General features: G+C 61.5%; 16 protein-coding genes and 1 pseudogene. 15 read left to right on the top strand and 2 right to left on the bottom strand.

From position 1 onward, the window contains the following. The first annotated feature begins 74 nt into the window (after positions 1–74). From H8A95_RS04600 to H8A95_RS04575, 6 genes are all read left to right on the top strand, one after another. Positions 75–1409: an NAD(P)/FAD-dependent oxidoreductase gene (locus H8A95_RS04600; protein WP_229182116.1), complete on the top strand. Its 1335-nt coding sequence runs from the start codon at positions 75–77 to the stop codon at positions 1407–1409. 272 nt (positions 1410–1681) lie between these two features. Continuing rightward, positions 1682–3421 (top strand): alpha-keto acid decarboxylase family protein, encoded by a 1740-nt coding sequence (locus H8A95_RS04595; protein ID WP_229182115.1) that lies wholly within the window; start codon positions 1682–1684, stop codon positions 3419–3421. Between the two features lie 339 nt (positions 3422–3760). After that, the gene (gene poxB / locus H8A95_RS04590; protein WP_229182114.1) at positions 3761–5482 is read left to right on the top strand and encodes a ubiquinone-dependent pyruvate dehydrogenase; all 1722 of its coding nucleotides are present in this window, start codon (positions 3761–3763) and stop codon (positions 5480–5482) included. 24 nt (positions 5483–5506) lie between these two features. Next, a complete protein-coding gene (locus H8A95_RS04585) occupies positions 5507–6910 on the top strand; it encodes a cytochrome ubiquinol oxidase subunit I (protein WP_229182113.1) in 1404 nt (467 codons plus the stop codon). Further along, positions 6907–7890 carry a cytochrome d ubiquinol oxidase subunit II gene (gene cydB / locus H8A95_RS04580; protein ID WP_229182112.1) on the top strand — a complete coding sequence of 328 codons (984 nt, stop codon included), beginning with the start codon at positions 6907–6909 and terminating at the stop codon, positions 7888–7890. Before H8A95_RS04585 ends, cydB begins: the two co-directional genes overlap by 4 nt. Positions 7891–8013: 123 nt before the next feature. Beyond that, entirely contained in the window at positions 8014–8445 is a 432-nt protein-coding gene (locus H8A95_RS04575) for a hypothetical protein (protein ID WP_229182111.1), read from the top strand. A gap of 447 nt (positions 8446–8892) precedes the next feature. Here the strand turns inward: H8A95_RS04575 and H8A95_RS04570 are convergent, their stop codons facing one another. Then, positions 8893–9093 carry a DUF302 domain-containing protein gene (locus H8A95_RS04570; protein WP_420839334.1) on the bottom strand — a complete coding sequence of 67 codons (201 nt, stop codon included), beginning with the start codon at positions 9091–9093 and terminating at the stop codon, positions 8893–8895. A 734-nt stretch (positions 9094–9827) separates the two neighbouring features. On the opposite strand from H8A95_RS04570, the gene H8A95_RS04565 reads away from it, so the two are divergent. The 3 genes and pseudogenes from H8A95_RS04565 to hemA all read left to right on the top strand — a co-directional run bounded on the left by H8A95_RS04565 (position 9828) and on the right by hemA (position 12080). Beyond that, complete coding sequence (locus tag H8A95_RS04565) at positions 9828–10043, top strand: hypothetical protein (RefSeq protein ID WP_229182110.1); 216 nt, start codon at positions 9828–9830, stop codon at positions 10041–10043. A gap of 210 nt (positions 10044–10253) precedes the next feature. Next, positions 10254–10487 carry a DUF6894 family protein gene (locus H8A95_RS04560; protein ID WP_229182109.1) on the top strand — a complete coding sequence of 78 codons (234 nt, stop codon included), beginning with the start codon at positions 10254–10256 and terminating at the stop codon, positions 10485–10487. Positions 10488–10857: 370 nt separating this feature from the next. Continuing rightward, positions 10858–12080: pseudogene (gene hemA / locus H8A95_RS04555) on the top strand (5-aminolevulinate synthase). 664 nt (positions 12081–12744) lie between these two features. Here the strand turns inward: hemA and H8A95_RS04550 are convergent. After that, positions 12745–13638, bottom strand: coding sequence for a LysR family transcriptional regulator (locus tag H8A95_RS04550; RefSeq protein ID WP_229182170.1), 894 nt, complete (start codon positions 13636–13638; stop codon positions 12745–12747). A 182-nt stretch (positions 13639–13820) separates the two neighbouring features. On the opposite strand from H8A95_RS04550, the gene H8A95_RS04545 reads away from it, so the two are divergent. From H8A95_RS04545 to H8A95_RS04520, 6 genes are read left to right on the top strand one after another with little or no spacing between them, the layout of a single operon-like run. Next, positions 13821–15299, top strand: coding sequence for an aldehyde dehydrogenase (locus H8A95_RS04545; RefSeq protein ID WP_229182108.1), 1479 nt, complete (start codon positions 13821–13823; stop codon positions 15297–15299). A gap of 8 nt (positions 15300–15307) precedes the next feature. Next, entirely contained in the window at positions 15308–16144 is an 837-nt protein-coding gene (locus tag H8A95_RS04540) for a citryl-CoA lyase (protein ID WP_229182169.1), read from the top strand. Next, a complete protein-coding gene (locus H8A95_RS04535; protein ID WP_229182107.1) occupies positions 16141–17373 on the top strand; it encodes a CaiB/BaiF CoA transferase family protein in 1233 nt (410 codons plus the stop codon). The genes H8A95_RS04540 and H8A95_RS04535 overlap by 4 nt, the downstream gene beginning before the upstream one ends. Then, a complete protein-coding gene (locus tag H8A95_RS04530; RefSeq protein ID WP_229182106.1) occupies positions 17370–18839 on the top strand; it encodes an FAD-dependent oxidoreductase in 1470 nt (489 codons plus the stop codon). Before H8A95_RS04535 ends, H8A95_RS04530 begins: the two co-directional genes overlap by 4 nt. A gap of 6 nt (positions 18840–18845) precedes the next feature. Continuing rightward, a complete protein-coding gene (gene acnA, locus H8A95_RS04525) occupies positions 18846–21374 on the top strand; it encodes an aconitate hydratase AcnA (protein WP_229182105.1) in 2529 nt (842 codons plus the stop codon). Beyond that, positions 21329–22771: an MFS transporter gene (locus H8A95_RS04520; RefSeq protein ID WP_229182104.1), complete on the top strand. Its 1443-nt coding sequence runs from the start codon at positions 21329–21331 to the stop codon at positions 22769–22771. The genes acnA and H8A95_RS04520 overlap by 46 nt, the downstream gene beginning before the upstream one ends. Positions 22772–22951: the final 180 nt, after the last annotated feature.

Here is a 22951-nt window from a genome sequence, read left to right as displayed (position 1 = left end):
TGCCGTCGCCTGCTCGAAAATGCCGCCGAGCGTCGGCGAAAGCCGTTGATAACAATGGCACGAACGAGGTGATCATGAGCGCTATCTTGGTGAATAATCTGCCAGAGCAGCGAATGGCTTTCGGCGAAGCGCCGCCATCGGAACGCAAGCGCGTCGTGATTGTCGGCGGCGGTTTCGCGGGACTTGCGGCGGCACGCGCGCTGCGGCACGCCGATGCCGACGTCTTGGTGATCGATCGACGCAACCACCACATATTTCAGCCGCTCCTCTACCAGGTGGCGACGGCGGTGCTCTCGCCTGCGGAGATCGCCGCGCCGATCCGTCAGCTCGAGGCGAAGCAGCGAAACGCCAGCGTCGTCCTGGCGGAGGTCACTGGCGTTGACATCGCTTCCCGCACGATTGAGGCGTTCGCCCCCGGCGTGGGCGTCCGCAAGATCGCATTCGACTATCTGGTGGTTGCGACCGGCATGCGCCCGAGCTACTTCGGGCACGACGAATTTGCGCAGTTTGCACCAGGGCTCAAGAGCCTCAGCGACGCTGAAACAATCCGCACCAAAATCCTGAGCGCGTTTGAGCTGGCGGCAACGACTGAGGACGAAAGCGAGCGCACGCGCCAGATGACCTTTGTGCTGGTCGGCGCAGGCCCCACCGGCGTCGAACTTGCAGCGTCTCTGGCGCAAATGGCCAAGGTCACGCTGCGCGGCAACTTTCGTCGCATCGATCCGGCAAAGGCGAGCATCATTTTACTTGATGCGGGCGAGCGGGTGCTGCCGGCCTTCGCTGAGCGGCTGTCCCGCAGGGTGACCAAGCATCTGGAAGAGCTCGGCGTGAAGGTCTTGACCGGCGTCAAGGTTGAGACGGTCGACGAGCAGGGCGTAGTCGCTGGCGGAAGCAGGATCCCAAGCGCTACAGTGCTTTGGACGGCCGGGGTCGCTGCATCGCCACTTGCAAAGATGCTGGGTCCAAAGACCGACCACGCGGGGCGGGCACTGGTTGACCCGTTCCTCAAGGTGGCAAACGCCCCTGGAGTGTTTGTCGTCGGCGACGCAGCGTCGGTGATGCAAGACGGGCGTGCAGTGCCGGGCGTGGCGCAGGCCGCAATTCAGCAAGGGCGCTATGTCGGACGGTTGATCGCGAAGGAGCTGAAGGGCCGAGAGCTCAGACGACCGTTTCGCTATTTCGACAGGGGCAACATGGCCGTCGTCGGCAAGAACTACGCGGTGCTGGAGCGAGGTTGGTTGCGCACAAGCGGCTTCCTGACATTCCTGGTGTGGGCGATCGTTCACATCCTCTCCCTCCCGCAACTGCAGAACCGCCTTCGTGTACAGCGCCAGTGGCTCTGGTCGTATTTCACCGGCCAGCGTAGCTCGCGCCTGATTCCCGAGCCGCCGCGGATGCCGAACGGCTGAGATCCGACAAGGCATCCACACTTGAAGTGTGACCGGATCGCCTCCAGCTTGCGCATGAACGGATGCGCTACGATGACTTCGTTATCTCGGAATTGTCTGCCCGTTAGCCGCGATTGGGCACGATTAGCCGAACTTCACTCGCGATGACAGCGCACCCGGTTTAGCTAGGAGCCAACGCAAGCGGCGGAGAAGAACGGAGTTCGCTTCAGCAGAGCTTCGTGCGCAGGCTTCCGTCGATATCCCGAGCCTTGGAAACAGAGCGGAACAACACAATGTCCAGCAACCCCAGACCCGGCCAGCGAATGACAATCGGCGACTTCCTGCTTCGCCGTCTCGAGGAGGCCGGCATCCGACATCTGTTCGGCGTCCCCGGTGACTACAACCTGACGCTGTTGCAGCAACTTCACGATACCGGGACGGTGAAATGGATCGGCACGACCGGCGAGCTGGTCGCGTCCTATGCGGCCGACGGCTATGCACGGCTGAACGGTCTGGGTGCGCTCCTGGTAACGAACGGCGTCGGTGCCTTGAGTGCGATCAACGGTGTTGGTGGCTCATACAGCGAGCACGTTCCGGTCATCTGCATCTGCGGATCGATCCCGCTCAGGTCCATCGACCGTGGCTTGGGAATGCACCATACCATGGCCGACGGATCGTTTGATCACTTTCTTGACGCCTACGCACGAGTAACCGTCGCGCGGGCCCGGATCACTCCCCGAAACGCGACCACGGAGATCGATCGGCTGATCCTCACCGCATGGCGGGAAAAGCGTCCGGTGTACATGGAGCTGCCTTCCGACATCGCATACCTGGAGATTGAGGCTCCGGCAGATCCGCTCGTGCTCGCCGAACCGCCGAGCGACCGGGAACGGTTGCGTTCGTGCATCGCCGCCGTCGCGGCGAGACTGTCCGCCGCTACCTCCCCGGCGATCCTTGTGGACGCTGACGCGGACCGGTTCGGCGTCGCATCCGAGCTCATGGAACTTGCAGCAAAGCTGCACGCTCCGGTGGCGGTGATCAACGCAGCCAAATCCGTGATCGACGAGACGTTCCCGCATTACCTCGGCATCTATGGCGGCAAGGCAAGCGAGCCGCACGTACGCGACGTAGTCGAGAGCAGCGACTGCCTGCTCTCCGTCGGCTACCGGCCGATCGAGGTCACCACTGGCGACTTCACGGCCTCGCTGCCCAGCGACGCAATCCACGCTCGCGGCCATTCAGTGGATGTGGCCGATGAAAACTATCAGGCGGTGACGCTCAAGGCAGTCCTTCGCGGCGTCATTGACGCGGTTCCGATCGACAGCAAGCGCACCCAACGTCATGTCGTTGCGCCGGTCGTGGCGAGCACGCAGCCCGATGGCTTCGCCAAGCTGACTCAGGCTGCATACTGGCAAGCCATCCAGAGCTATCTCCGACCCGGCGACGTTCTGTATGTCGACAATGGCACGTCTTTCGCTCTCCTGGGCCTAAAGCTTCCGACGGATTGCACCTTCGTCGGATCAATCAACTGGGGCTCGATCGGCTACTCGGTCGGAGCCTTGCTCGGCGCGCTGACCGCAGCGCCACACCGTCGTCACCTGCTGTTCCTCGGCGACGGTTCGTTTCAGGTCACGGCGCAGGAGCTGTCGACCATTCTGCACCATGACCACAAGCCGGTGATCTTCCTGATCAACAACGGCGGGTACACGATCGAACGCGGCTATATCGGCAAGACCGAGCCCTACAACGACATCGCCAACTGGAGCTACGCGGATCTGCCGAAGGTGTTTCGTCCTGATACGTCGGCGCGCTCATTCGTCGTCCAGACCGTCGGGGACCTGCAAAACGTCCTCGCGACACCGAACGACACGATGATTTTCGTCGAATCGATCATGGACCCCCACGACGCTCCCGCCGCGATCATTGGCAGCAGCAACAAGGGTGCCGAGCTGGACTACGGCCCGCGTGGCCCGCAGCAGCGCAAGGATCTGCAGCTTCGGCCAGCCCTACCGACGCTGATCGAGCCCGCGTAAGTGGAATGGAGGACTCACAATGGCTGTGTTTCAGGCCACGAGAACAAAGCCGTCATCGAGCGCGACAGGCGGAGCGAGACGAGATTTTGCTTGGCCTCATCGAACTGCGTACCAAACGAGCGGAGACGGTCGCCTCGCAAAAACTCGCCGCCGCTGAATAACCGGGCAGCAGCTGGCCAGGACCACCTTCGCGTCCAGCACCAATGGTTCTGGGTCCTGTCTCACCAGCCAGCGCAGCTCGCGACTGTACCAGAGCCGCCGAGATGCGCTGCTCCCAGGGGCGGATTGTTCCCGTAGTGCAGCGAAATCCAATCGAAGCAAGATGAAGGGTTTTATGACATGAGCAGGACAGCCGCAGAATTTCTTGTCGAAGCGCTTGAGAAGACCGGTGTCAAGCGAGTCTACGGCGTCGTGGGTGACTCGCTCAATGGCCTCACCGATGTGATGCGGCGGAGGAAGTCAATTGACTGGGTCCATATGCGTCACGAAGAGGCCGCAGCGTTCGCTGCGGGCGCCGAAGCCCATCTCACTGGGAGCCTGGCGGTCTGTGCCGGAAGCTGCGGTCCCGGTAATCTTCACCTGATCAACGGCCTGTTCGACTGCCAGCGCAACGGCGTGCCGGTCCTGGCGATCGCTGCTCATATCCCGAGTAGCGAGATCGGTATCGACTACTTCCAGGCCACCCACCCTGAAAGCCTGTTCAAGGATTGCAGCCACTACGTCGAGCTCGTCTCAAATCCGAAGCTGCTTCCGCAGATTCTCAAGCGTGCCATCCGGGTCGCCGTCGCGAAACGTGGTGTTGCCGTGGTGGTCCTGCCGGGCGATGTCGCGTTGATGGGTCTGGACGCTGGCGTTCCGGAGTGGATGGTGCCCACGGTGCCCGTCCTGCGTCCAAGCGTAACAGATGTCGAGCGTCTGGCCGATCTTCTCAATCAGTCATCCCGGGTGACACTGTTTTGCGGCGCGGGTTGCGCAGGCGCGCATCCCCAGCTCATCGAGCTTGCCCGCAAACTGAAAGCGCCGATCGTGCACGCTTTCCGGGGCAAGGAATTCGTCGAATACGACAATCCCTATGACGTCGGCATGACCGGGCTTGTGGGATTTGCGTCCGGCTACGGGGCCATGAAGAATTGCGACGCCCTGTTGTTGCTGGGTACGGACTTTCCTTACAGGGCGTTCTACCCTGAGCGTGCGAAAATAGCGCAAATAGATGTGCGGCCCGAAGCGCTCGGCAACCGCTGCTCAATTCATCTCGGCTTGCTCGGCACGGTCAAGGACACCCTCGAGGCCGTGTTGCCGGCGATCAAGGAGAAGACGGACTCGAGCCATCTCGACGACGCTCTGGCCGACTACAAAAAGGCGCGCAAGGATCTCGATGCGCTGGCCGAAAGCGGCCCAAACAGCACGATCATTCACCCTCAATACGTGATGCGGCTGGTGAGCGAACTGGCCGCAGACGATGCGGTGTTCACCTGCGATGTGGGAACACCGATCATCTGGACGGCGCGCTATTTGAAGGTCAATGGCAGGCGCCGCATCATCGGCTCATTCAACCATGGATCGATGGCCAATGGCATGCTGCAGGCGATCGGTGCGCAAGCGGCCTATCCTCAGCGCCAGGTGATCTCGATGTCCGGCGACGGCGGCTTCAGCATGATGATGGGAGACTTCATCACGCTGACGCAGATGGGCCTGCCGGTAAAGGTCATCGTTCTCAACAACGGGACGCTCGGCTTCGTCGAAATGGAAATGAAGGCAAGCGGTTTCCTGGATACCGGCTGCGATCTCAAGAACCCGAACTTTGCCTTGATGGCCGAGGCCATGGGAGTTCGCGGCATCCGGGTCGAAAGACCGCAGGAGTTGAGAGCAGCGCTTGAGACCGCGCTGACGCACAAGGGGCCGGTTCTGGTCGACGTGGTGAGCGCGAGGCAGGAACTCGCCATGCCGCCCAAGACGACGCTCGATCAGGCCTACCATTTCGGCATGTTCATGATGAAGGCGGTGCTCGATGGTCGGGCGAGTCAGCTCATCGATCTCGCAAAGGTCAATCTGACGCGCTGAAGGGTTACAGAAAGGAGTGACGCGATGGAATGGACCGCTCTTCTATTGTCCCGGTTGCAGTTCGCCTTCACGGTCTCGTTTCACATCATCTTTCCATCGTTCTCGATCGGTCTTGCGGCCTGGCTCACGGTGCTCGAAGCCTGTCACCTGGTCACCGGCAAGCCGGTCTATCGTCGCCTGTTCGAATTCTGGCTCAAGATATTCGGTGTGGCGTTTGGACTGGGCGTCGTCTCCGGGATCGTCCTCGCATTTGAATTCGGCATGAACTGGAGCCGGTTGTCGGAGGTGACGGGGCCGATTCAGGGGCCGTTGTTGACCTATGAGACGTTCACCGCTTTTGCGTTGGAAGCGTCTTTCTTCGGCGTGATGATTTTCGGGCGAAGCCGCGTAACGCCACTGGTCTATTTGTTTTCTACCACGATGGTAGCGCTCGGCACCACTTTCAGCGCCTTCTGGATCATGGTCAACAATAGCTGGATGCAGGCTCCCGTTGGCTACGCGGTGGAGAACGGCGTTTTCGTTCCGATTGATTGGAAGGCAATTATCTTCAGTCCGGTCGTATGGGTCCGCTTTCCCCACATGCTGATCGCCGCCTATCTGACGGGTGCTTTCTGCGTCGCTGCGACCGGCGCCTGGTATCGTCTGAACAGCAAATTTGCGGCGGAAGCCCTGGTGATGCTGCGCATGGGCCTGTTCCTTGCGGCACTCCTCGTTCCGGTCCAGCTTTTTTTCGGTCACCTTAACGGCGATTACGTTCACGAGCGGCAACCCGCCAAGTTCGCGGCGATCGAAGGCCGCTGGCATGACGAGCAGCCCGCAGGCGAAGTCCTCATCGCCATTCCCGATGAGGCTAGGGAGCAGAACCATTTCGAGCTGAAGATCCCGTATCTCGGCAGCCTCATCGCCTCGATGCGGTTCAATTCGAAGGAGGTCGGGCTGAACAGCTTTCCGAGGCAAGACCGGCCACCCGTCTTGGTCCCGTTCTTTGCCTTCCGGGTCATGGTCGGCTGCGGCCTTTTGATGATGGCGTTGGCGTGGCTTGGTTCAATCTATCTTTTGACTGATCGTAGGAGAGGGGAGACGGTGTTGCTGTGGGGGACGTTTCTGAGCTTTCCGCTGCCGTTCGTTGCCACCCTGACGGGATGGTTTACCGCCGAAGTAGGCCGTCAGCCCTGGAGTGTCTACGGTGCGCTTCGCACAGCCGACGCCGTCACGCCGGCTCTCACCGTCGAGGCGGTGACGGTGTCCTTGATCATCTTCGTCGTTGTCTATCTCGTCATCTTCAGCTTCGGAACGCTTTACGTCTATCGCCTCTTGAGAGCAGGCCCCGTCGAGTCCAAGCCCGTCCTTCCTCTCAATCCGAAGCGTCCGCTGGCCGTTGCGGGCGGCAGCCCTGTTCGGAAAATCGTGGAAGGGAGTGTAACATGATCCTGTTTTGGGCAGGCCTGCTTGCAGTGGCAATGCTGCTTTATGTGCTGCTGGACGGCTTCGACCTTGGTGTAGGCATCCTGTTTGCCTTCGCGGACGAACCCGGTCGGCGTAAGATGCTCGCCGCCATCTCGCCGGTCTGGGACGGCAACGAGACCTGGCTCGTCGTCACCGGCACGGTTCTGTTCGGTGCGTTTCCTGCCGTTTATGCCGCGCTCTTGTCTGCGTTCTATCTGCCGCTGGTGTTGATGCTCTGCGCCCTGATCCTGCGCGGCGTCGCGTTTGAGTTTCGCTACAAGGCGCAGACCCGCTTTCGCTGGATCTGGGACATCGGTTTTGCGGGTGGATCACTGATCGCAACCTTCATTCAGGGGATGACAGTTGGCGCTCTTGTCGAGGGCCTGCCGATGAAGGATGGTCATTATATCGGCGGGACGTTTGGCTGGTTTAGCCCCTTCGCAGCGCTCTGCGGCCTTGGGCTCGTGCTCGGCTACAGTCTGCTCGGCGCCAGCTGGCTGGTGAGGAAGTGCGAGGGGCCGCTGCGGGAGCGCGCCTACCAATTGCTCCCCGTGCTGACCGTCGGCGTGCTTGCCTTTCTGGTCACCGCGTTTGTTCTGGCGGTCGCCATGCATCTCAGCCTGATGGACCGCTGGTTCGAGCGTCCCTATCTCGTGCTATTTCCTCTGATCGGCGCGGTATCTGCAATTGGTCTGCTGAAGGCAGTGCAACGCCGCAACGATCTCGCTCCATTCAGATTCGTAGCGCTGATCTTTATGGCGGCGTTTGGCACCTTGGCCTGCTCGTTCTGGCCGTACATGATTCCGTTCGCGCTTACCGTCGACCAAGCGGCCTCGCCGAAAGAGAGCCTGGCATTCATGTTCTGGGGAGCCGGACTCTTCGTGATGCCACTCACGCTGGCCTACACGCTCATTGTCTACCGGCTGTTCCACGGAAGAGTGACAGAAGCGACCTACGAATGATGGTGCCCCTGGTTGTTGCTCCGAGGGAGCAGCGAAGAATGCTGGCGGCGCCATCGGTCTCCACGTCAGCGAAGGTTGCTGTACGGCCAACGCCGTGAGATACTCGAAATGATGTGCCGAACGATGGATGCGTCGATTATTTCAGGTTTCGCGGCATTGGCCGGAGCTGCGATCGGAGGCTTGACCTCGGCGGCGGCGGCCTGGTTTACACAGCGTAACGTGGCGCAGATCCGATGGGTCTCAAGTCAGGCGCTACGCCGCCAGGATCTCTACCGCGACTTCATCGAAGTCGCCGCCAAATGCTATATGCATGCACTCCAGCACGACAGGCCGGACGTTCCCGGTGTGGTTCAGGTCTATTCCAATATCTCGCGGATGCGCGCCTTGTGTTCATCCGAGATCGTAGAAACGGCCGAGGATGTCGCGCAGAGGATCCTCGCCGCCTATGCAAGGCCCGACAAGAGCTTCATCGAATTACGGGCCATGGTCAACGATCACACCATCGACCTGCTCCATGATTTCAGCCAGGCTTGTCGGCTCGAGCAGGATCTTTAAGTCAATAAGTCGATCATTGGTCCGCGTTGTCCGAGGCTCGATATTCGACTTTCTTTTGCTTTGCGGCGTTCGCAGGGTCGGTGATTGCTTGCAGCCACCCGGGAACAATTTCGACCCATCGATCAGAAGCTTCCGTGCGCCGTTCGGGAGTCTGAGTTCACGACCGATCGAAGCCGAACCACGAGTTCGCATGCTTGCTTGCCATCGGCAGCGATACTGCTGAGGGTCTGTCGCACTTTCTCGAGGTCCGGCGGTTGGACGCGCAACCATCGCAACCGAGCCTGTGCGCTCAGGACCAATGCCGCGAATGCGCCGATGAGTTCGTGGGCTCGTGCATCGAAGGGACGCGCGGACTCCGCTGAAGTTTGCAACGGTACCTCGCTCCTGGCGGCGGTCACCCTTCCTCGAATGGGAGGGCGTGCTGATTCGTGAGCATGAGAAGTCGCCTTAACAATTGGCGGGGGAGGGTCCCGTTGGAGTTGTGGCCTTACTTGCGATCGCTTTCGCTGCGACAGCCATGGCGTTGACCGTCGTATCGTCTGCACCGTCTACGCTGTGGCGGGCCGCAATAAATGCAGGATCGTTGTAAGACAGCCACGTGACGCCCGACGCGTCCCGCCAGACCAGTGTCTTCAGCGGCAGGTCCATCCCGATCGTCTGGTTCGCCTGCATCAATGGTGTGTGTCCACCTTTGCATTACCGAAGATCAGGAGCTCTGTCGGCCGCAGCGCGAGGCCCACAGCAGCCGCCCCTTGATGAACTTGACCCAAAGTAACTTTCTAGTGCGGGAGCGGGTCGAGGAGTCCCAACGGTTTCGAGGGAATGCATCGGGAGCGATTTGGGACGCCAAAGCGCGATCTCCTACGAGTTTCTGTTCCTGATTGAAGTAATCGCAGTTCAGCTCGCGAGCCCCGTCAGCATCGTTCAGAAACGCAGTCACGTGGATCGCCGGACTCGCGTGGCGGCCTAGGTGGATTCGTGCCGCGGAGAGCGAGGTCGTGCCCGACGATCTCTGTAAGGAGGTGGCCGGTGCCATAAGCTTTCGTATCGCCTCGTGCTTCCTTTGGATGCCCGATCTCTACCGCCGCTCAATTGAGCTGCTTGTGCCAATGCTCCTAGTCTGCACTTGTCCGACCAGCGCGGGGGGCCAAAAGGGAGAGAACAATGTCTTACCGCACGGAAAGTCACTGCTCTGACAAGGGCACGCGATGCGCAGTCTGCGATGGAAAATTTGGTCTCGTCCGGCATTATTCCTGGCGAACCCAGCTTTGCTCCCAGAAATGCGTCGATCGTCTCAAGGCTCGCCGCCAAAGTGACCGCAATTGGATGGGCTGGCTCCGAATCGCCTTCGATCATTCACTTGAAAATCATGCGAGGGCCTCATGACGCTCCATATCTCACAACGAGGCAGGCAATATCTGAAGACAGCAGAGACTTTGTTTCGCACCGCCCAAACCATGACCGACCGAGTGGTTGCGGCCCAGCTCAAGGCCCTTGCCGACGACTACGAGCGGCGAGCCGAGAAGGCTTCGCGCATCGATGCGGCTAAGGCATTGGCTCGATCCGCCGCCAGCGCTGAACCAGAGTGGAGTGCATGAGCTGATGGGCAGGGTCGCTCATGAGCTATCGCGCCAACTGTAGATCGTCCAACTGAAGCACCGCGTCGGCGTCGGGAGCTTCGGGCACATTCGGCAGCAAACGATTGCCGGCTAGAATGGACCACTGTTTCCGTCCTTCGTTCCGCGTCGTCGAGGGCGCCAGCAAGGCTCGGATCTCGCCGCCACCCACCCGACTGCACGAGGTTGAACATGACCCAGGTGTATTTCCACTGTTCCAACACGAAGAAGGTTTTCCTCGATCAACACGGCGCCGTGGTGAACGATATTGCCGAGGCGCGCGAGCATGCGACCCACCTGGTGCAATCCTTCACCAACGAGCGCACTCTTGAGGATTGGCGAGACTGGGTCATGCATGTCAACAACGATCAGGGCGATGAGCTCTTCGTCGTGCCCTTCACCTTCGTGCTCGGCAAGTCGAATTGATGAGGGTGTCGGTCGACATCAGTTACTTCGCCTTTGCTGGATTGCTCCGGCAGTCTCGCCCTGGTCGAATGTGCTCGATGTGCTGCGATACGTATTAGCCACGATCTGCCGAGATTTGGACTGCTTCACTCGCCCGGCATCCCTCGTCGGATATCAGTTTGCCTCTCGGAGGCTGGTTCCCTTGCAAGTGCTCGGCGCCCGGCGCCTGGTCCCTCCGCCGCGGCTCCCTTGCGGCCGGTCCTTTCCCCTCCCGAGGACCGGCCGCTCGTTTCGGGGCCTGACGGGCGCCAGCGCCGTATCGGACGGGCCTGGCGGCTCTCTGGATCGGCGAAGTCTCGATCGGTGAGTACAAACCGGGCGGAGATCTGCGATGGCTTATGATGATTTCTTTTCAGCGGCGCTTGCCCATCTGCACGCCGAACGGCGCTATCGGGTGTTTGCCGATCTTGAGCGCATCGCCGGACGTTTCCCGCACGCAACATGGCATTCCCCGGACGGCCCACGCCCCGTCGTCGTCTGGTGCTCGAACGACTACCTGGGCATGGGCCAGCATCCCAAGGTGATCGGCGCGATGGTTGAAACGGCGACGCGGATGGGCGCGGGGGCCGGTGGCACGCGCAATATTTCCGGCACCAACCATCCGCTGGTCGAGTTGGAGCGCGAACTCGCTGACCTCCACGGCAAGAAAGCGGCGCTGGTCTTCACCTCGGGCTACGTATCCAACGAAACCGGCATCCCTACCATCGCCGGGCTGCTTCCTGATTGCGTGATCCTGTCAGACGCCTGGAACCACAATTCGATGATCGAAGGCGTGCGGGCGTGGACAAGAAGATCTGGCGCCACAATGACGTCGGTCATCTCCAGGAATTGCTGGCAGCGGAGGCCCCGGAGCGGCCGAAGCTGATCATATTCGAAGCTCTCTACTCGATGGATGGCGACATCGCGCAGGTGAATCAAATCTGCGAGCTCGCGGAGCGCTATGGCGCCATGACCTATATCGACGAGGTCCATTCGGCCGGCGTGTATGGACCGCGCGGCGCCGGTATCGCTGCGCGGGAAGGGGCCTTGCACCGCATTGACGTGGTTGAGGGGACGCTTGCGAAGGCCTTCGGCGGTCTCGGCGGCTACATCGCGGCAAATGCCAATATCATCGATGCGGTGCGCTCCTACGCGCCGGGCTTCATTTTCACCACCGCACTGCCGCCGGCGGTTTGCGCCGCCGCGACCGCGGCGATCCGACATCTCAAGGCGTCGCAATGGGAGCGCGATCGCCACCAGGAACGCGCGGCGCGGGTCAAGGCCGTGCTCAATGCGGTGGGCCTGCCGGTCATGCCCAGCAAGACGCATATCGTGCCGGTCATGATGGGTGAAGCGGAGACGTGCAAAAAGGCGAGCGATCTCCTGCTCGCCGAGCACGGCATCTATGTGCAGCCGATCAACTATCCGACTGTCCCGCGAGGCACGGAGCGGCTGCGCATCACGCCGACGCCCTACCATGATGACGCACTGATCGACGCGCTGGCTGAAGCGCTGGTCGATGTATGGGGGCGACTTGGGTTGCCCTTGCGACGGCAAGTGCTCACGGCGGAGTGACTGCCACCACAAGCAGCATCGGTACAAGCCTCGTATCCAGCACAGGCGCCAATTACTCTATCCACGCTCGCGGCTCGGCGATTAGCAAGACCCCTAGGCCGGGCTTTGGCGTACGCGGGATGAGGCTCTAATATCTAGTAGTCTGGACCGTAGGTTCCCACGCGCCGGAAATGAAAACAGCTGGTAAATCAATGGGATTGACTGACACTCTCTCCGCCACCCCATTGTACTCACTGCATCCGATTTTCCGAATCAACAGCAAAATCAATTAGCTAGGACCCGGCGAACTGCATTTTTTGATCGTGGGTTCGGAGGAGGCTTCCTCCGCCACTACGCTGTTTCTTCTCTTTCTCATCGTTGAATCGACATCAAGAACAACGAGCAGCGAGACAAAGGCTGTTGCCGCTAGTCCGCGATGTACCCTAATCGCTGCCCAAACCGTGGGTTTTGGCTGTGGGTTCGGAGGATGGATTTTGCGAGGGCGACCAGCGGCCACGCTGCTCGCGCTGCGTGCGGAACGCGTTTGGCGCGCCGAATTCGTTGGGGTGGTCTGCCTGAAGGCTCATCAGTTTTTGATTGGACCGAATCGATGAGTCGCTCGCGCAATGGGGCTTCATGGAGCCTAGACGCCTGGGATTGCTCGTAACGACGCTAGGGCGTCGATTTAACGGATGAAGATGAGCGTCGAGGATGCCGCGGGGCCGGGCGGAGCGTCGGTGCGGTAGACCGCCTCAAGACGATAAGAACCCTCTTGGGCGTCCGGCAAATTGAGGCGGACCAGTCGCCCGGAATCGAGATCCTCGCGTACCATGGGTCTCGGCATATAGCCCCAACCAATACCAGCTTTCAGCAGCGAGTGCTTCGACCCCAGATCGGCCAGGCGCCAGGTCGAGAGGCCGACCACGCCAAAATCCTTCGATTTGGTGAGCTGTGAGCGGTCACTCAGGACCAGCTGCACATGATCGCGCGCTGCACCGGGCTTGTTCTTCTTCGCCACCGCCAGCGGATGATGCACAGCCGCGACAGGAAGCAGTTTGACGTCGCCGACATAGACGCGCCCGATGCCCGCCATGCCCTCGATACCGGGGAGTAGCCCGGAAATGCCGACGATCGCCGTGCGGTCCACGACCAGCTGCATGACGCCGCCCAACGCCTCGATGTGCAAACGGAGCGCGACCGTCGGAAACCTGGCGCTGAAGGCGGTCAGCGCGTCGACCACGCGTTCGGTCGGCAGCATGACATTGAGAACAATGTGTACTTCCGCCTCTAGGCCCTGGAGCAGGCCTTTCACCTTGGCACGCAGCTTGTCGGTGCTATCGGTTACGGTGCGTGCTTCCGCCAGCACCGTAACTCCGGCTTGGGTCAATTGGGGCTTGCGCGTCGATTCGCGGTCGAACAGCGAGACTCCCAATTGGGACTCGAGATTGGCGATGGCGTAGCTGACGACGGACGTCGCGCGATTGAGCTTCCTGGCCGCAGCGGCGAAGCTTCCGGCTTCGACGACAGTGAGAAACACCCTCAATTGGTCGAGGGTAGGCATGCCTGGGTCGGACGGCATATCGAAATTGCCAATCTCTTCGATGAGCAAAAACGGTCAGGCCGGCGATTCGCGAGCCAGATGAACGTCACTCAATGCTACGCGAACTCCTCCTACCGGGTCGACGGCAAGGATATTGACGGCAGCACAATGGCAAGTTACTTTGTTGTTAGCAAGCAAGATAATTAAGCTCCAGGATAACGATGCAAAAATATCAAATGCTCATCGATGGCCGCTGGTGCGATCCGTCTTCCAGTCAGTGGTTTGAGACGGCCGAACCCTTTTCGGGAAGACCTTGGGCGCTGATCCCGCGTGGCGAAAGGACGGATGCCGACAGGGCTGTGGATGCGGCCTATCGGGCCTTCAAAGCTCCGGCTTGGGCGAAACTGACCGGAACCGCTCGCGGCGCGCTGTTGCGCAAGCTGGCCGACCTGATCGAACACAATGTGGAGTTGCTCGGCACGATTGAGCAGCGCGACAACGGCAAGCTCATCGCCGAGGTGAGCGGCCAAGTGCGAAACGTCGCGCAGTGGTTTCACTATTATGCCGGGCTCGCCGACAAGATCGAAGGCGCGGTCGTGCCGATCAACAAGGCGGGCGTTTTCAACTATGTCAAATACGAGCCGCTCGGCGTCGTCGCTGCGATCACACCATGGAATTCGCCGCTTGCATTGACGACCTGGAAGATGGCGCCGGCGCTTGCGGCTGGCAACACCATCGTCATCAAGCCGAGCGAGTTTACCTCCGCCTCCCTTCTGGAGCTAGGAAGGTTGGCGCTCGAAGCGGGCTTTCCCGCCGGCGTTGTCAATGTCGTGACGGGCTACGGCCCCGAAGTGGGGGAGCCCTTGGTGACACATCCTCGTGTTGCCAAGGTCGCTTTTACTGGAGGCGCCGCAGGTGGACGTGCCGTAAATCTTGCGGCCGCGGCCGATTTCAAATCGGTCACGCTCGAACTGGGCGGCAAGTCTCCCAACATCGTCTTCGATGACGCCGATCTCGATCAGGCCGTGAAAGGCGCGATTTCCGGCGTCTTCGGAGCTTCGGGGCAGACCTGCATGGCTGGCTCCCGGCTTCTTCTGCAGGAGTCGATCCACGATGCCTTCGTGGAGAAGCTCGTCGTCGCAGTGCGCGAGGCGAAGATCGGCGATCCCTCGCGAATGGAGACCCAGATCGGTCCGATCGCCACGCGTGCGCAGTGGGAGAAAGTCCTGCGGATGATCGAGATGGCGAAGGCGGAGGGCGCGACCTGCGTGCTCGGCGGTCATCCGCTCGAGGGTCCCGAATTCGGTCAGGGACAATTCGTCGCCCCGACCATCTTCACCAATGTCAGCAACAGCATGCGGATTGCCCAAGAGGAAGTGTTCGGCCCAGTGCTGTGCATCCTGAAGTTCAAGGACGATGCCGAGGCGATTCGCATTGCCAACGACGTCGAATATGGACTTGCCGCCGCTGTCTGGACGCAGAACCTGCAGCGGGCGCTCGACAGCGTTGATCAGCTCGAGGCTGGAACGGTCTGGGTGAACAACTACCGCGCCACCTCCTTTACCACGCCGTTCGGTGGCTACAAGCACAGCGGTCTCGGTCGCGAGGGCGGGACCGAGGCCATCAAAGAGTATCTCCAGGCAAAGAGCGTGTGGATCACCACGCGGCCGAATCGCGCCAATCCCTTCGTTCTTGGTTGAGCATCCCGATGAGCAAGAGATCTGACATCGACGCGGACAAGTTGGCTGCCTGGTGGCGCACGGACATCATCTCCATCGCGCCCGGCCAGATACGCATGCGGGGCTACCCGATCGAGGAATTGATCGGACGAATTGGCTTCTGTGAGATGATTTGGCTGATGCTGCGCGGTGAGTTGCCGTCGCCGAAGCAGGCGTCGTTGCTGCAAGCAGCACTCGTCGCAGCCGTTGATCATGGTCCGCAGGCGCCTTCGATCGCCATCGCCCGAATGGCGATGACCTGCGGTCTCGGGATCAACAATGCGATGGCTTCGGCCATCAATGCGCTGGGCGACGTTCATGGTGGCGCCGGCCAGCAATGCCTCGAGCTCTACGAGGCGATAGCAGTACTGACCGCCTCGGGCGTATCGTTGAGCGAAGCTTCGCGGCAGGAAATCGAGCGCCGTCTCGATGCCGGGGAGCATATTCCGGGCTTCGGCCATCGTTTCCACGGCATCGACCCTCGCGCCGGTCGGCTGCTCGCTCTCGTCGCCGAAGTCGCCGGCTCGGACGGCGTCACCGGGCGTTTCAAGCAGATCGGCGAGGCCGTCGAAGCCGCGCTCGCGCAAATCAAGGGCAAGACCGTGCCGATGAACATCGATGGTGCGACAGCCGTCATCTATGGCGAGTTGGGCCTGCCATCGCCGCTGGCGCGCGGCCTCTTCGTGCTGTCGCGCAGCGTCGGGATTCTCGCCCACGCCTGGGAACAGCACGAGCAGGGTGGCCGGATTAAGGGACCGATGCCGCCGAGCGTTTCCTATCGCTATGAGGGCGAAGCGTTACGTCACATCGAGGAGGCCAACCGATGAACGCGTCCGCTGCGGAACCGCTCGCGGGTCTTCGCGTGCTCGATTTCGGGCACACCGTCATGGGGCCATCCTGCGGCCTGATCCTCGGCGACCTCGGTGCCGATGTCTTGCGGATCGAACCGGCACCCAACGGCGATCCCACGCGTCGGCTGAAGGGGTTCGGCACCGGCTATTTCGGCTTCTACAATCGTAACAAGCGCAGTTTTGCGGTCGATCTCAAGACGCCGGAAGGGCTGGAGATCACGAAACGCCTGCTTGCCGATTCGGATGTGCTGATCGAAAATTTCGGTCCTGGCACGATGGAGCGCCTAGGTCTCGGCTATCCGGTCGTAGCAGAACTGAACCCGCGGCTGATCTATGCAAGCCTCAAGGGTTTTCTGACTGGTCCCTACGAAGAGCGGCTGGCGCTCGACGAAGTCGTGCAGATGATGTCGGGGCTCGCTTACATGACCGGCCCCAGCGGACGCCCATTGCGGGCCGGCACCTCGATCATCGACATCACGGGGGGCATGTTCGCAGTGATCGCCATCCTCGCGGCGCTGCGCATACGGGACGCGACCGGCAAGGGGCAACTCGTCGAGAGCGCATTGTTCGAAACGGCCGCCTTCCTGATGGGCCAGCATCTCTGTTATTCGGCGCAGAATAGCGAGCCGATCCCGCCGATGCCCGAACGTGTCTCGGCCTGGGCCATCTATGAGACGTTTCCTGTCAACGATGGACGACAGATCTTTGTGGGGATCACGACCGATAGCCACTGGCAGCGCTTCTGCGCGGTGACGGGGCGAGACGATCTGGCGCGAGATACGGGCCTCGCCGCCAACAATGACAGGATCGCAGCCCGGCCGCGCCTGGTGCCTATCATCCGCGATTATTTCGCGTCCCTCTCAATGGACCAGGCGGTCGAGATCTGCAGTAAGGCGCGCATTCCCTTCGCACCCATCGCGCATCCTGAAGACCTCTTCGACGATCCACATCTCCGTGACACCGAATTCCTGTTGCCGACGCGGCTGCCGGGAAACATCGCAACGCGCCTGCCGCGTTTGCCTGTGTCGCTGGCTCATTCGAAGCCGGGCCTGCGCCGCAATCCTCCAAATATGGGCAGCGACACCCGCGAGGTCTTGCGTGACCTTGGCTTCAAGGAAGCCGAGGTCACGGATCTCCTCGCGCGGGGCGTCGTCGCCGTCGATCCAACGGAAACCGAGAAAAATCAGCGGGAGAAAATGTCATGAATAACGTACCGGAGCACAATGAAAGCGACGTTGTCGTCGTCGGTTGTGGGATAGCCGGGCTGAGCACCGCGGTTTCTGCACTGCAGGGCGGGCTCTCCGTCACGCTGATCGAACGAGCGCCTGAGCCGGATTTCGGTGGCAACAGCCGCTGGACCGAAGCCTATTGCCGCATGAAGAATGAACGCGAGATCTCCGATGATTTCGAGGAACACTTCGCGGCCAACGCGGGCTGGAACATCGATCCGAACGTACTGTCGGCCGCGGCCGACGGCTATACCGACTGGCCGAGTTATGTGAAGGCACATCCCTTCCCCGATCCTGAAGTGATCACGACCTTTGCCGCAAATGTTCCGAGCACTGTCGCTTGGCTCAACAGCTTCGGTCTGCGTTTTGAGCCCCAGCCGATCTATCTCCTTACCCAGAATACGTCGCGAATTGCTGCAAAGGGCGGGGGCCTCGCGCTCATTGAGCGGTTGATGCAAGAGGCCAAGGCTCTCGGTGCGAGCGTGCTTTTCGAGACGACGGCTGTCGATCTCCTCCGCGATGAAGATGGCCGGATCGCCGGCATTTCGGTCGTCGGACCCGACGGCTTGAGGCGGTCGGTCAAGGCGCGTGCAACAGTGCTCGCCTCCGGCGGCTACCAGGGCAATCAGGAGATGATGACGCGTTATATCGGGCCGAAGGCCCGCTATATCCGACCGGTGGCGCGCGGCGGTTATTACAATAAGGGTGAAGGCCTGCGCATGGCGCTCGCTGCGGGGGCCGCTCCCGCCGGTGAGTATGGTTCGTACCACGCCGAGCCTGTCGATCCGCGGTCGCGTCAGGCCGAAGCGGTCGTGTTCATCTGGCCCTACGGTATCCTCGTCAACAAGCTGGGCAGCCGTTTCATCGACGAAGCGGCGGCGACGGCTGACGCCACTTACGACAACGTCACGCGGACTATTGCGGACCAGCCAGATGGGATCGCCTGGGTGATTTTCGACGCACAGGTCGAAGAGATACCGCGCTGGCGCGCCAGCATCCGATCCGACGAACCGGCTTTGGAGGCCAACACGATTGCCGGACTGGCACAGCAACTCGGACTGCCAGCCGCCGCACTTGAGCAGACCGTAGCCGCCTTCAATGCGGCATGCCCGCCAGCGGCAGGCGAGTTCACACCGCTCGCTCTCGACGGACGCAAGATCGTCGGCCTCGAGCCGGCCAAGTCCAACTGGTCGCGGCCGCTGATCAAGGCGCCGTTCCGCGCCTATCCGATCATTTCGGCAAACTGCTTCACTTTCGGCGGCCTCAAGGTCAACACTAACGCCCAGGTGCTCGACACCGATGGACGGGTGATGCCCGGCCTTTATGCGGCCGGCGAGACGGTTGGCATCTACCACCAGGTCTATACGGGTTCGACGTCGGTGTTGCGCGGAGCGGTATTCGGCCGTCTGGCCGGCAGCCATGCGGTCACCACGCTCCGGTGAGTCGCGATGATGGCGAGAAGCGGAGACTTCGTCGGCACGATCGATACTTCGGCGGGCAAGCGACAGGTCGTTGACCTCGAAGCGGCGGCGGCGCGGTATCCGGCGCTCAGCGAGGCGCCACGCATATTGCTGGTGTTCGCCGAGAATCTGTTGCGCCATGGCGGTGGATCAAACGACCTCGAAGCGTTGCTCGGCGGTCGCGGTGAGGTGAGTTTCCGGCCATACCGCGTGTTGATGCAGGACTATGCGGGACTGCCTGCGCTTCTCGACATCGCCGGACTGCGCGAGGCTGCGGCGCGGGTAGGGCGCAACCCGGCGACGATCGACATCGCGTGCCCGGCCGATCTAGTGATCGACCATTCGATCCGTGTCGCGCATACGGGGCCGGGATCGGCCGAGCGAAATCTCGCCGACGAGCTGGCGGAAAATGCCGAGCGCTTTACCTTCCTCAAATGGGCGGAGTCGGCTTTTCCGCGCCTGCGCGTCGTCCCGCCGGGCAACGGTATCGTCCATCAGGTCAACCTTGAGCGGCTGGGGCAGGTCATCGTCGACGACGGCGAATGGATCTTTCCGGAAACGCTTGTTGGGACTGACAGCCACACTCCGATGATCAATGGCCTCGGAGTGCTCGGCTGGGGCGTCGGCGGGCTGGAAGCGACGGCTGCGATGCTCGGGCTGCCGCTCTCGGTGACGGCGCCGGCCGTCACCGGCGTTTGCCTGCAAGGATCTCCGCCGGAAGGCGTTCTCGCCACGGATATCGCGCTCGCATTGGCCGAGCGTCTGCGTCGGGAAGACGTGGTCGGACAATATCTGGAATTCTTCGGCGAGGGCGTGGCTCAACTGTCGGCGCCCGATCGCGCGACAATCGCCAACATGACGCCGGAATATGGGGCGTCGGCATCGCTGTTTCCGGTCGACCGCCGGACCGTCACTGCCCTCCGAGACAGCGGACGCAACGCTGCCGCGGATCGGGTGGAGCGCTACGCGCGGCAGTTGGGATTGTGGGCTGCGCCCGACGAACGCCCGCGCGCGTTCTCACGCGTCATCATCTTTGACCTCTCGACGCTGCGTCGCGCGGTCGCCGGCCCCAGCCTGCCGCACCAACGTCTGGATCTGCCCGACGTGGCGCTCAGTCTACCGCAGCGGCCCCGTCCGACGCACTCCGGCCTCGAGGATGGCGACATCGTCATCGCAGCGATCACGAGCTGCACCAACACAGCCAATCCGGTGGCAATGATCACGGCAGGCCTGCTCGCGCAGAAGGCATTGGCGCGCGGCCTGCGTTTGCCGGATCGCATCAAGGCGTCGCTCTCGCCGGGGTCGCGCGCGGTCACAGCGTATCTCGATGAGCTCGGACTCCTCGCCCCTCTGCAGGAAGTGGGCTTTTGGCTGGCCGGCTATGGTTGCATGACCTGTGTCGGCAATTCCGGTGATCTCGCGCCGAACGTCGTCGCCGAGATTGCGAATCGTACCGTCGCGGCGATTCTGTCAGGCAACCGGAATTTCTCTGGACGCATCCACCCGCTGGTCAAAGCAAGCTATCTCGCTTCGCCGCCGCTGGTGGTGGCCTACGCGCTGGCGGGCACCATGCGGCGAGACCTCTCACGCGATCCGATCGCGCTCACGCCGGACGGTCCGGTGTTTCTCGGCGATCTTTGGCCGACACCCGGAGAGGTTGCAGCCGCATTGAGCCGGGTCGGATTGTCGGCGGGAGGCAAGGAGCCGTTCGTCGCCGGCCCGGCTTGGCTCGCCCTTCCGTCGGAAGACACGCCGCTATTTCATTGGCAGGAGGGAAGCTCCTATCTGACGCCGCCTCGGTTCGACGCCGATGCGCCAGGGGAAACCGTGTTGCCGGCATGCAGGCCGCTGCTTCTTCTCGGGGACAACGTGACGACCGATCACATCTCTCCCGTCGGCCGGATTTCGCCGGATGACCCTGCGGGACAGTATCTTCTGAAGCTTGGCGTGAAGCCCGGAGACTTCAACAGCTACGGGGCGCGCCGCGGCAATGGCGAGGTCATGCGCCGTGGTACCTTCGCCAATCCGACGCTCGAGAATGCTCTCTGTGCGGACCAGCGGGGTGCATGGACGCAACATCAGCCCAGCGGCGAGGTGATGAGGCTGTTCGACGCCGCCGAGCGCTATGCCGGGGCGCAGGTACCCTTGGTGATCGTTGCCGGCAAGGCTTATGGCACGGGCTCAGCGCGCGATTGGGCGGCAAAAGGCACACGTGCGCTGGGGGTGCGGGCCGTGCTTGCAGAGAGCTTCGAGCGCATTCACCGCGCCAATCTCGCCCTCGTCGGTGTTCTCCCTCTGCAGTGGATCGAGCGGCCGGATCCACCGCTCACTGGGCGCGAGACGCTGTCGCTCGACATGCCTTCGAGCGAGTTGCGCGCCGGAACGATCGTTCAGGTTCAACTGACTGACGATCAGGGCGGGCACCGCACAGTCGAGGCTCGCTGCCGGCTCGACACTGCTTTCGAGCTCGAGTGCTGGCGCGCCGGCGGGATGCTCGCTCGCGCGTCGGAAGCGTAGACAATCATAATTTGAGGAAGGAAACGATGAGAACGATAGAGAGCGCCTTTGACGCGCCCGATGCAACCACGATGATCGACGCATCAAATGCTCCTGCGGTAGACCTGTCGCAGCCGCCGATGTCGCCGAAGATGGCCTGGCGTCTCGTGCTTTCGACGTTGCTCGGTACCACCATCGAATTCTTCGATGTGTATATTTATGGGCTCGCTGCAGGGCTCTATTTCGCCCATGTATTCTTCGCTGACGCGAGTCCGACAATCGGCGTCATCGCATCGTTCGGGACTCTGGCGAGCGGTTTCCTGGTTCGTCCGATCGGCGGCATCATAGGAGGCCACTACGGTGATCGCTATGGGCGCAAGAAGGTGCTCGTCGCCAGCATGATCATCATGGGCGTCAGCACGTTCCTTGTCGGCATCCTGCCCGGCTACGCCCAGATCGGGCACTGGGCGCCGGTCCTGCTGATCCTTGCCCGCCTCGCCCAGGGCCTTGGTGCCGGGGCGGAGTGGGGCGGTGGGCTGCTGATGCTGGTCGAGCACATGAACAAGACGCATCGCGGCTTCTGGGGCAGCCTCACCAATTTCGGCATCTGGCTCGGCATCGCCATCGGTACGTTGATATTTGCCGGCATCACGCGCCTTGCGCCGGAAACCCAGGAGTGGACTTGGCGTGTACCTTTCCTGGCGTCGGGGGTTCTTGTTCTGATCGGACTATGGGTACGGCTCGGCGTTTCCGAGACGCCGATCTTCGCGAAGGCCGAGCAAGACGCCAAGGCGGCCGGTCACGAGCGTCTGCCGATCACCGACTTGTTCCGCCGCCATCTGACGCCGACGATCCTCGCGGTATTCATCGCACTCGGTGCCGCATCCTTCCAGATCTACGGCGCGTTCGCGACGTCCTATGCAGCCATGCTGCACTTGCCGATGAGCACGATACTGCTCTTCCAGTTCATCAACGGTCTGTTCGCGATGGGATTTACCGTTTTCTTCGGCTGGCTTTCGGATAAGACGGGACGCCGCAGTCTTGCGATCACAGGCAGTATCATCGTGGTGCCGGCAACATACATGTTGTTTCGTTCGCTGAACGCAGGGGATCTACCGCTCGTGCTGGTCTGGCTTGTCCTGCTCGAGATCGGCCATTCGATGGTGTATGGACCCATGGGAGCTTTCCTTGCTGAATTGTTTGACACACGCACGCGGTACACCGGCGTCTCGCTCGCTTATCAGGTCGGAGCGGCGATTTCGGGGTTGGGGCCGTTGATCGCGAGCGCGATGCTCGCGTCGGCCGGCGGGCCTCCTCACGTCTACGGTGTCGTGTTGATTGTGGCCGTGACAGGTCTTCTGACCATTGTCGGCGCTGCTTGCGCCCAAGATAGGACGGGACGAGAATTGCCCACGTGACCAAAAGCCAATGCCTGGGCCGAATTGCTGTTTGGCCCAGCCACTGAACGGGCGATGAGAAATACGTGCCGCCCAGCCTGGCAACCTTGACAAGCGGGCCTCGCTAAATTACTTTCCTGTTAACAAGCAACAATTATCGAGAGGATTCCCATGGCAATCGCGAAGCTGTCCGACAAGCGT

Source organism: Bradyrhizobium oropedii (assembly GCF_020889685.1).
GTDB lineage: Bacteria > Pseudomonadota > Alphaproteobacteria > Rhizobiales > Xanthobacteraceae > Bradyrhizobium > Bradyrhizobium oropedii.
Note: the sequence above shows the minus strand (reverse complement) of the source record. Positions and strands in the feature narration are given on the sequence as shown.

What these genes read in the sequence shown, in the direction of transcription:
- H8A95_RS04600 (WP_229182116.1), top strand. Translation starts at nt 75, where the DNA reads ATGAGCGCTATCTTGGTGAATAATCTGCCAGAGCAGCGAATGGCTTTC.
- H8A95_RS04595 (WP_229182115.1), top strand. Translation starts at nt 1,682, where the DNA reads ATGTCCAGCAACCCCAGACCCGGCCAGCGAATGACAATCGGCGACTTC.
- poxB (WP_229182114.1), top strand. Translation starts at nt 3,761, where the DNA reads ATGAGCAGGACAGCCGCAGAATTTCTTGTCGAAGCGCTTGAGAAGACC.
- H8A95_RS04585 (WP_229182113.1), top strand. Translation starts at nt 5,507, where the DNA reads ATGGAATGGACCGCTCTTCTATTGTCCCGGTTGCAGTTCGCCTTCACG.
- cydB (WP_229182112.1), top strand. Translation starts at nt 6,907, where the DNA reads ATGATCCTGTTTTGGGCAGGCCTGCTTGCAGTGGCAATGCTGCTTTAT.
- H8A95_RS04575 (WP_229182111.1), top strand. Translation starts at nt 8,014, where the DNA reads ATGGATGCGTCGATTATTTCAGGTTTCGCGGCATTGGCCGGAGCTGCG.
- H8A95_RS04570 (WP_420839334.1), bottom strand. Translation starts at nt 9,093, where the DNA reads ATGGACCTGCCGCTGAAGACACTGGTCTGGCGGGACGCGTCGGGCGTC.
- H8A95_RS04565 (WP_229182110.1), top strand. Translation starts at nt 9,828, where the DNA reads ATGACGCTCCATATCTCACAACGAGGCAGGCAATATCTGAAGACAGCA.
- H8A95_RS04560 (WP_229182109.1), top strand. Translation starts at nt 10,254, where the DNA reads ATGACCCAGGTGTATTTCCACTGTTCCAACACGAAGAAGGTTTTCCTC.
- H8A95_RS04550 (WP_229182170.1), bottom strand. Translation starts at nt 13,638, where the DNA reads ATGCCGTCCGACCCAGGCATGCCTACCCTCGACCAATTGAGGGTGTTT.
- H8A95_RS04545 (WP_229182108.1), top strand. Translation starts at nt 13,821, where the DNA reads ATGCAAAAATATCAAATGCTCATCGATGGCCGCTGGTGCGATCCGTCT.
- H8A95_RS04540 (WP_229182169.1), top strand. Translation starts at nt 15,308, where the DNA reads ATGAGCAAGAGATCTGACATCGACGCGGACAAGTTGGCTGCCTGGTGG.
- H8A95_RS04535 (WP_229182107.1), top strand. Translation starts at nt 16,141, where the DNA reads ATGAACGCGTCCGCTGCGGAACCGCTCGCGGGTCTTCGCGTGCTCGAT.
- H8A95_RS04530 (WP_229182106.1), top strand. Translation starts at nt 17,370, where the DNA reads ATGAATAACGTACCGGAGCACAATGAAAGCGACGTTGTCGTCGTCGGT.
- acnA (WP_229182105.1), top strand. Translation starts at nt 18,846, where the DNA reads ATGATGGCGAGAAGCGGAGACTTCGTCGGCACGATCGATACTTCGGCG.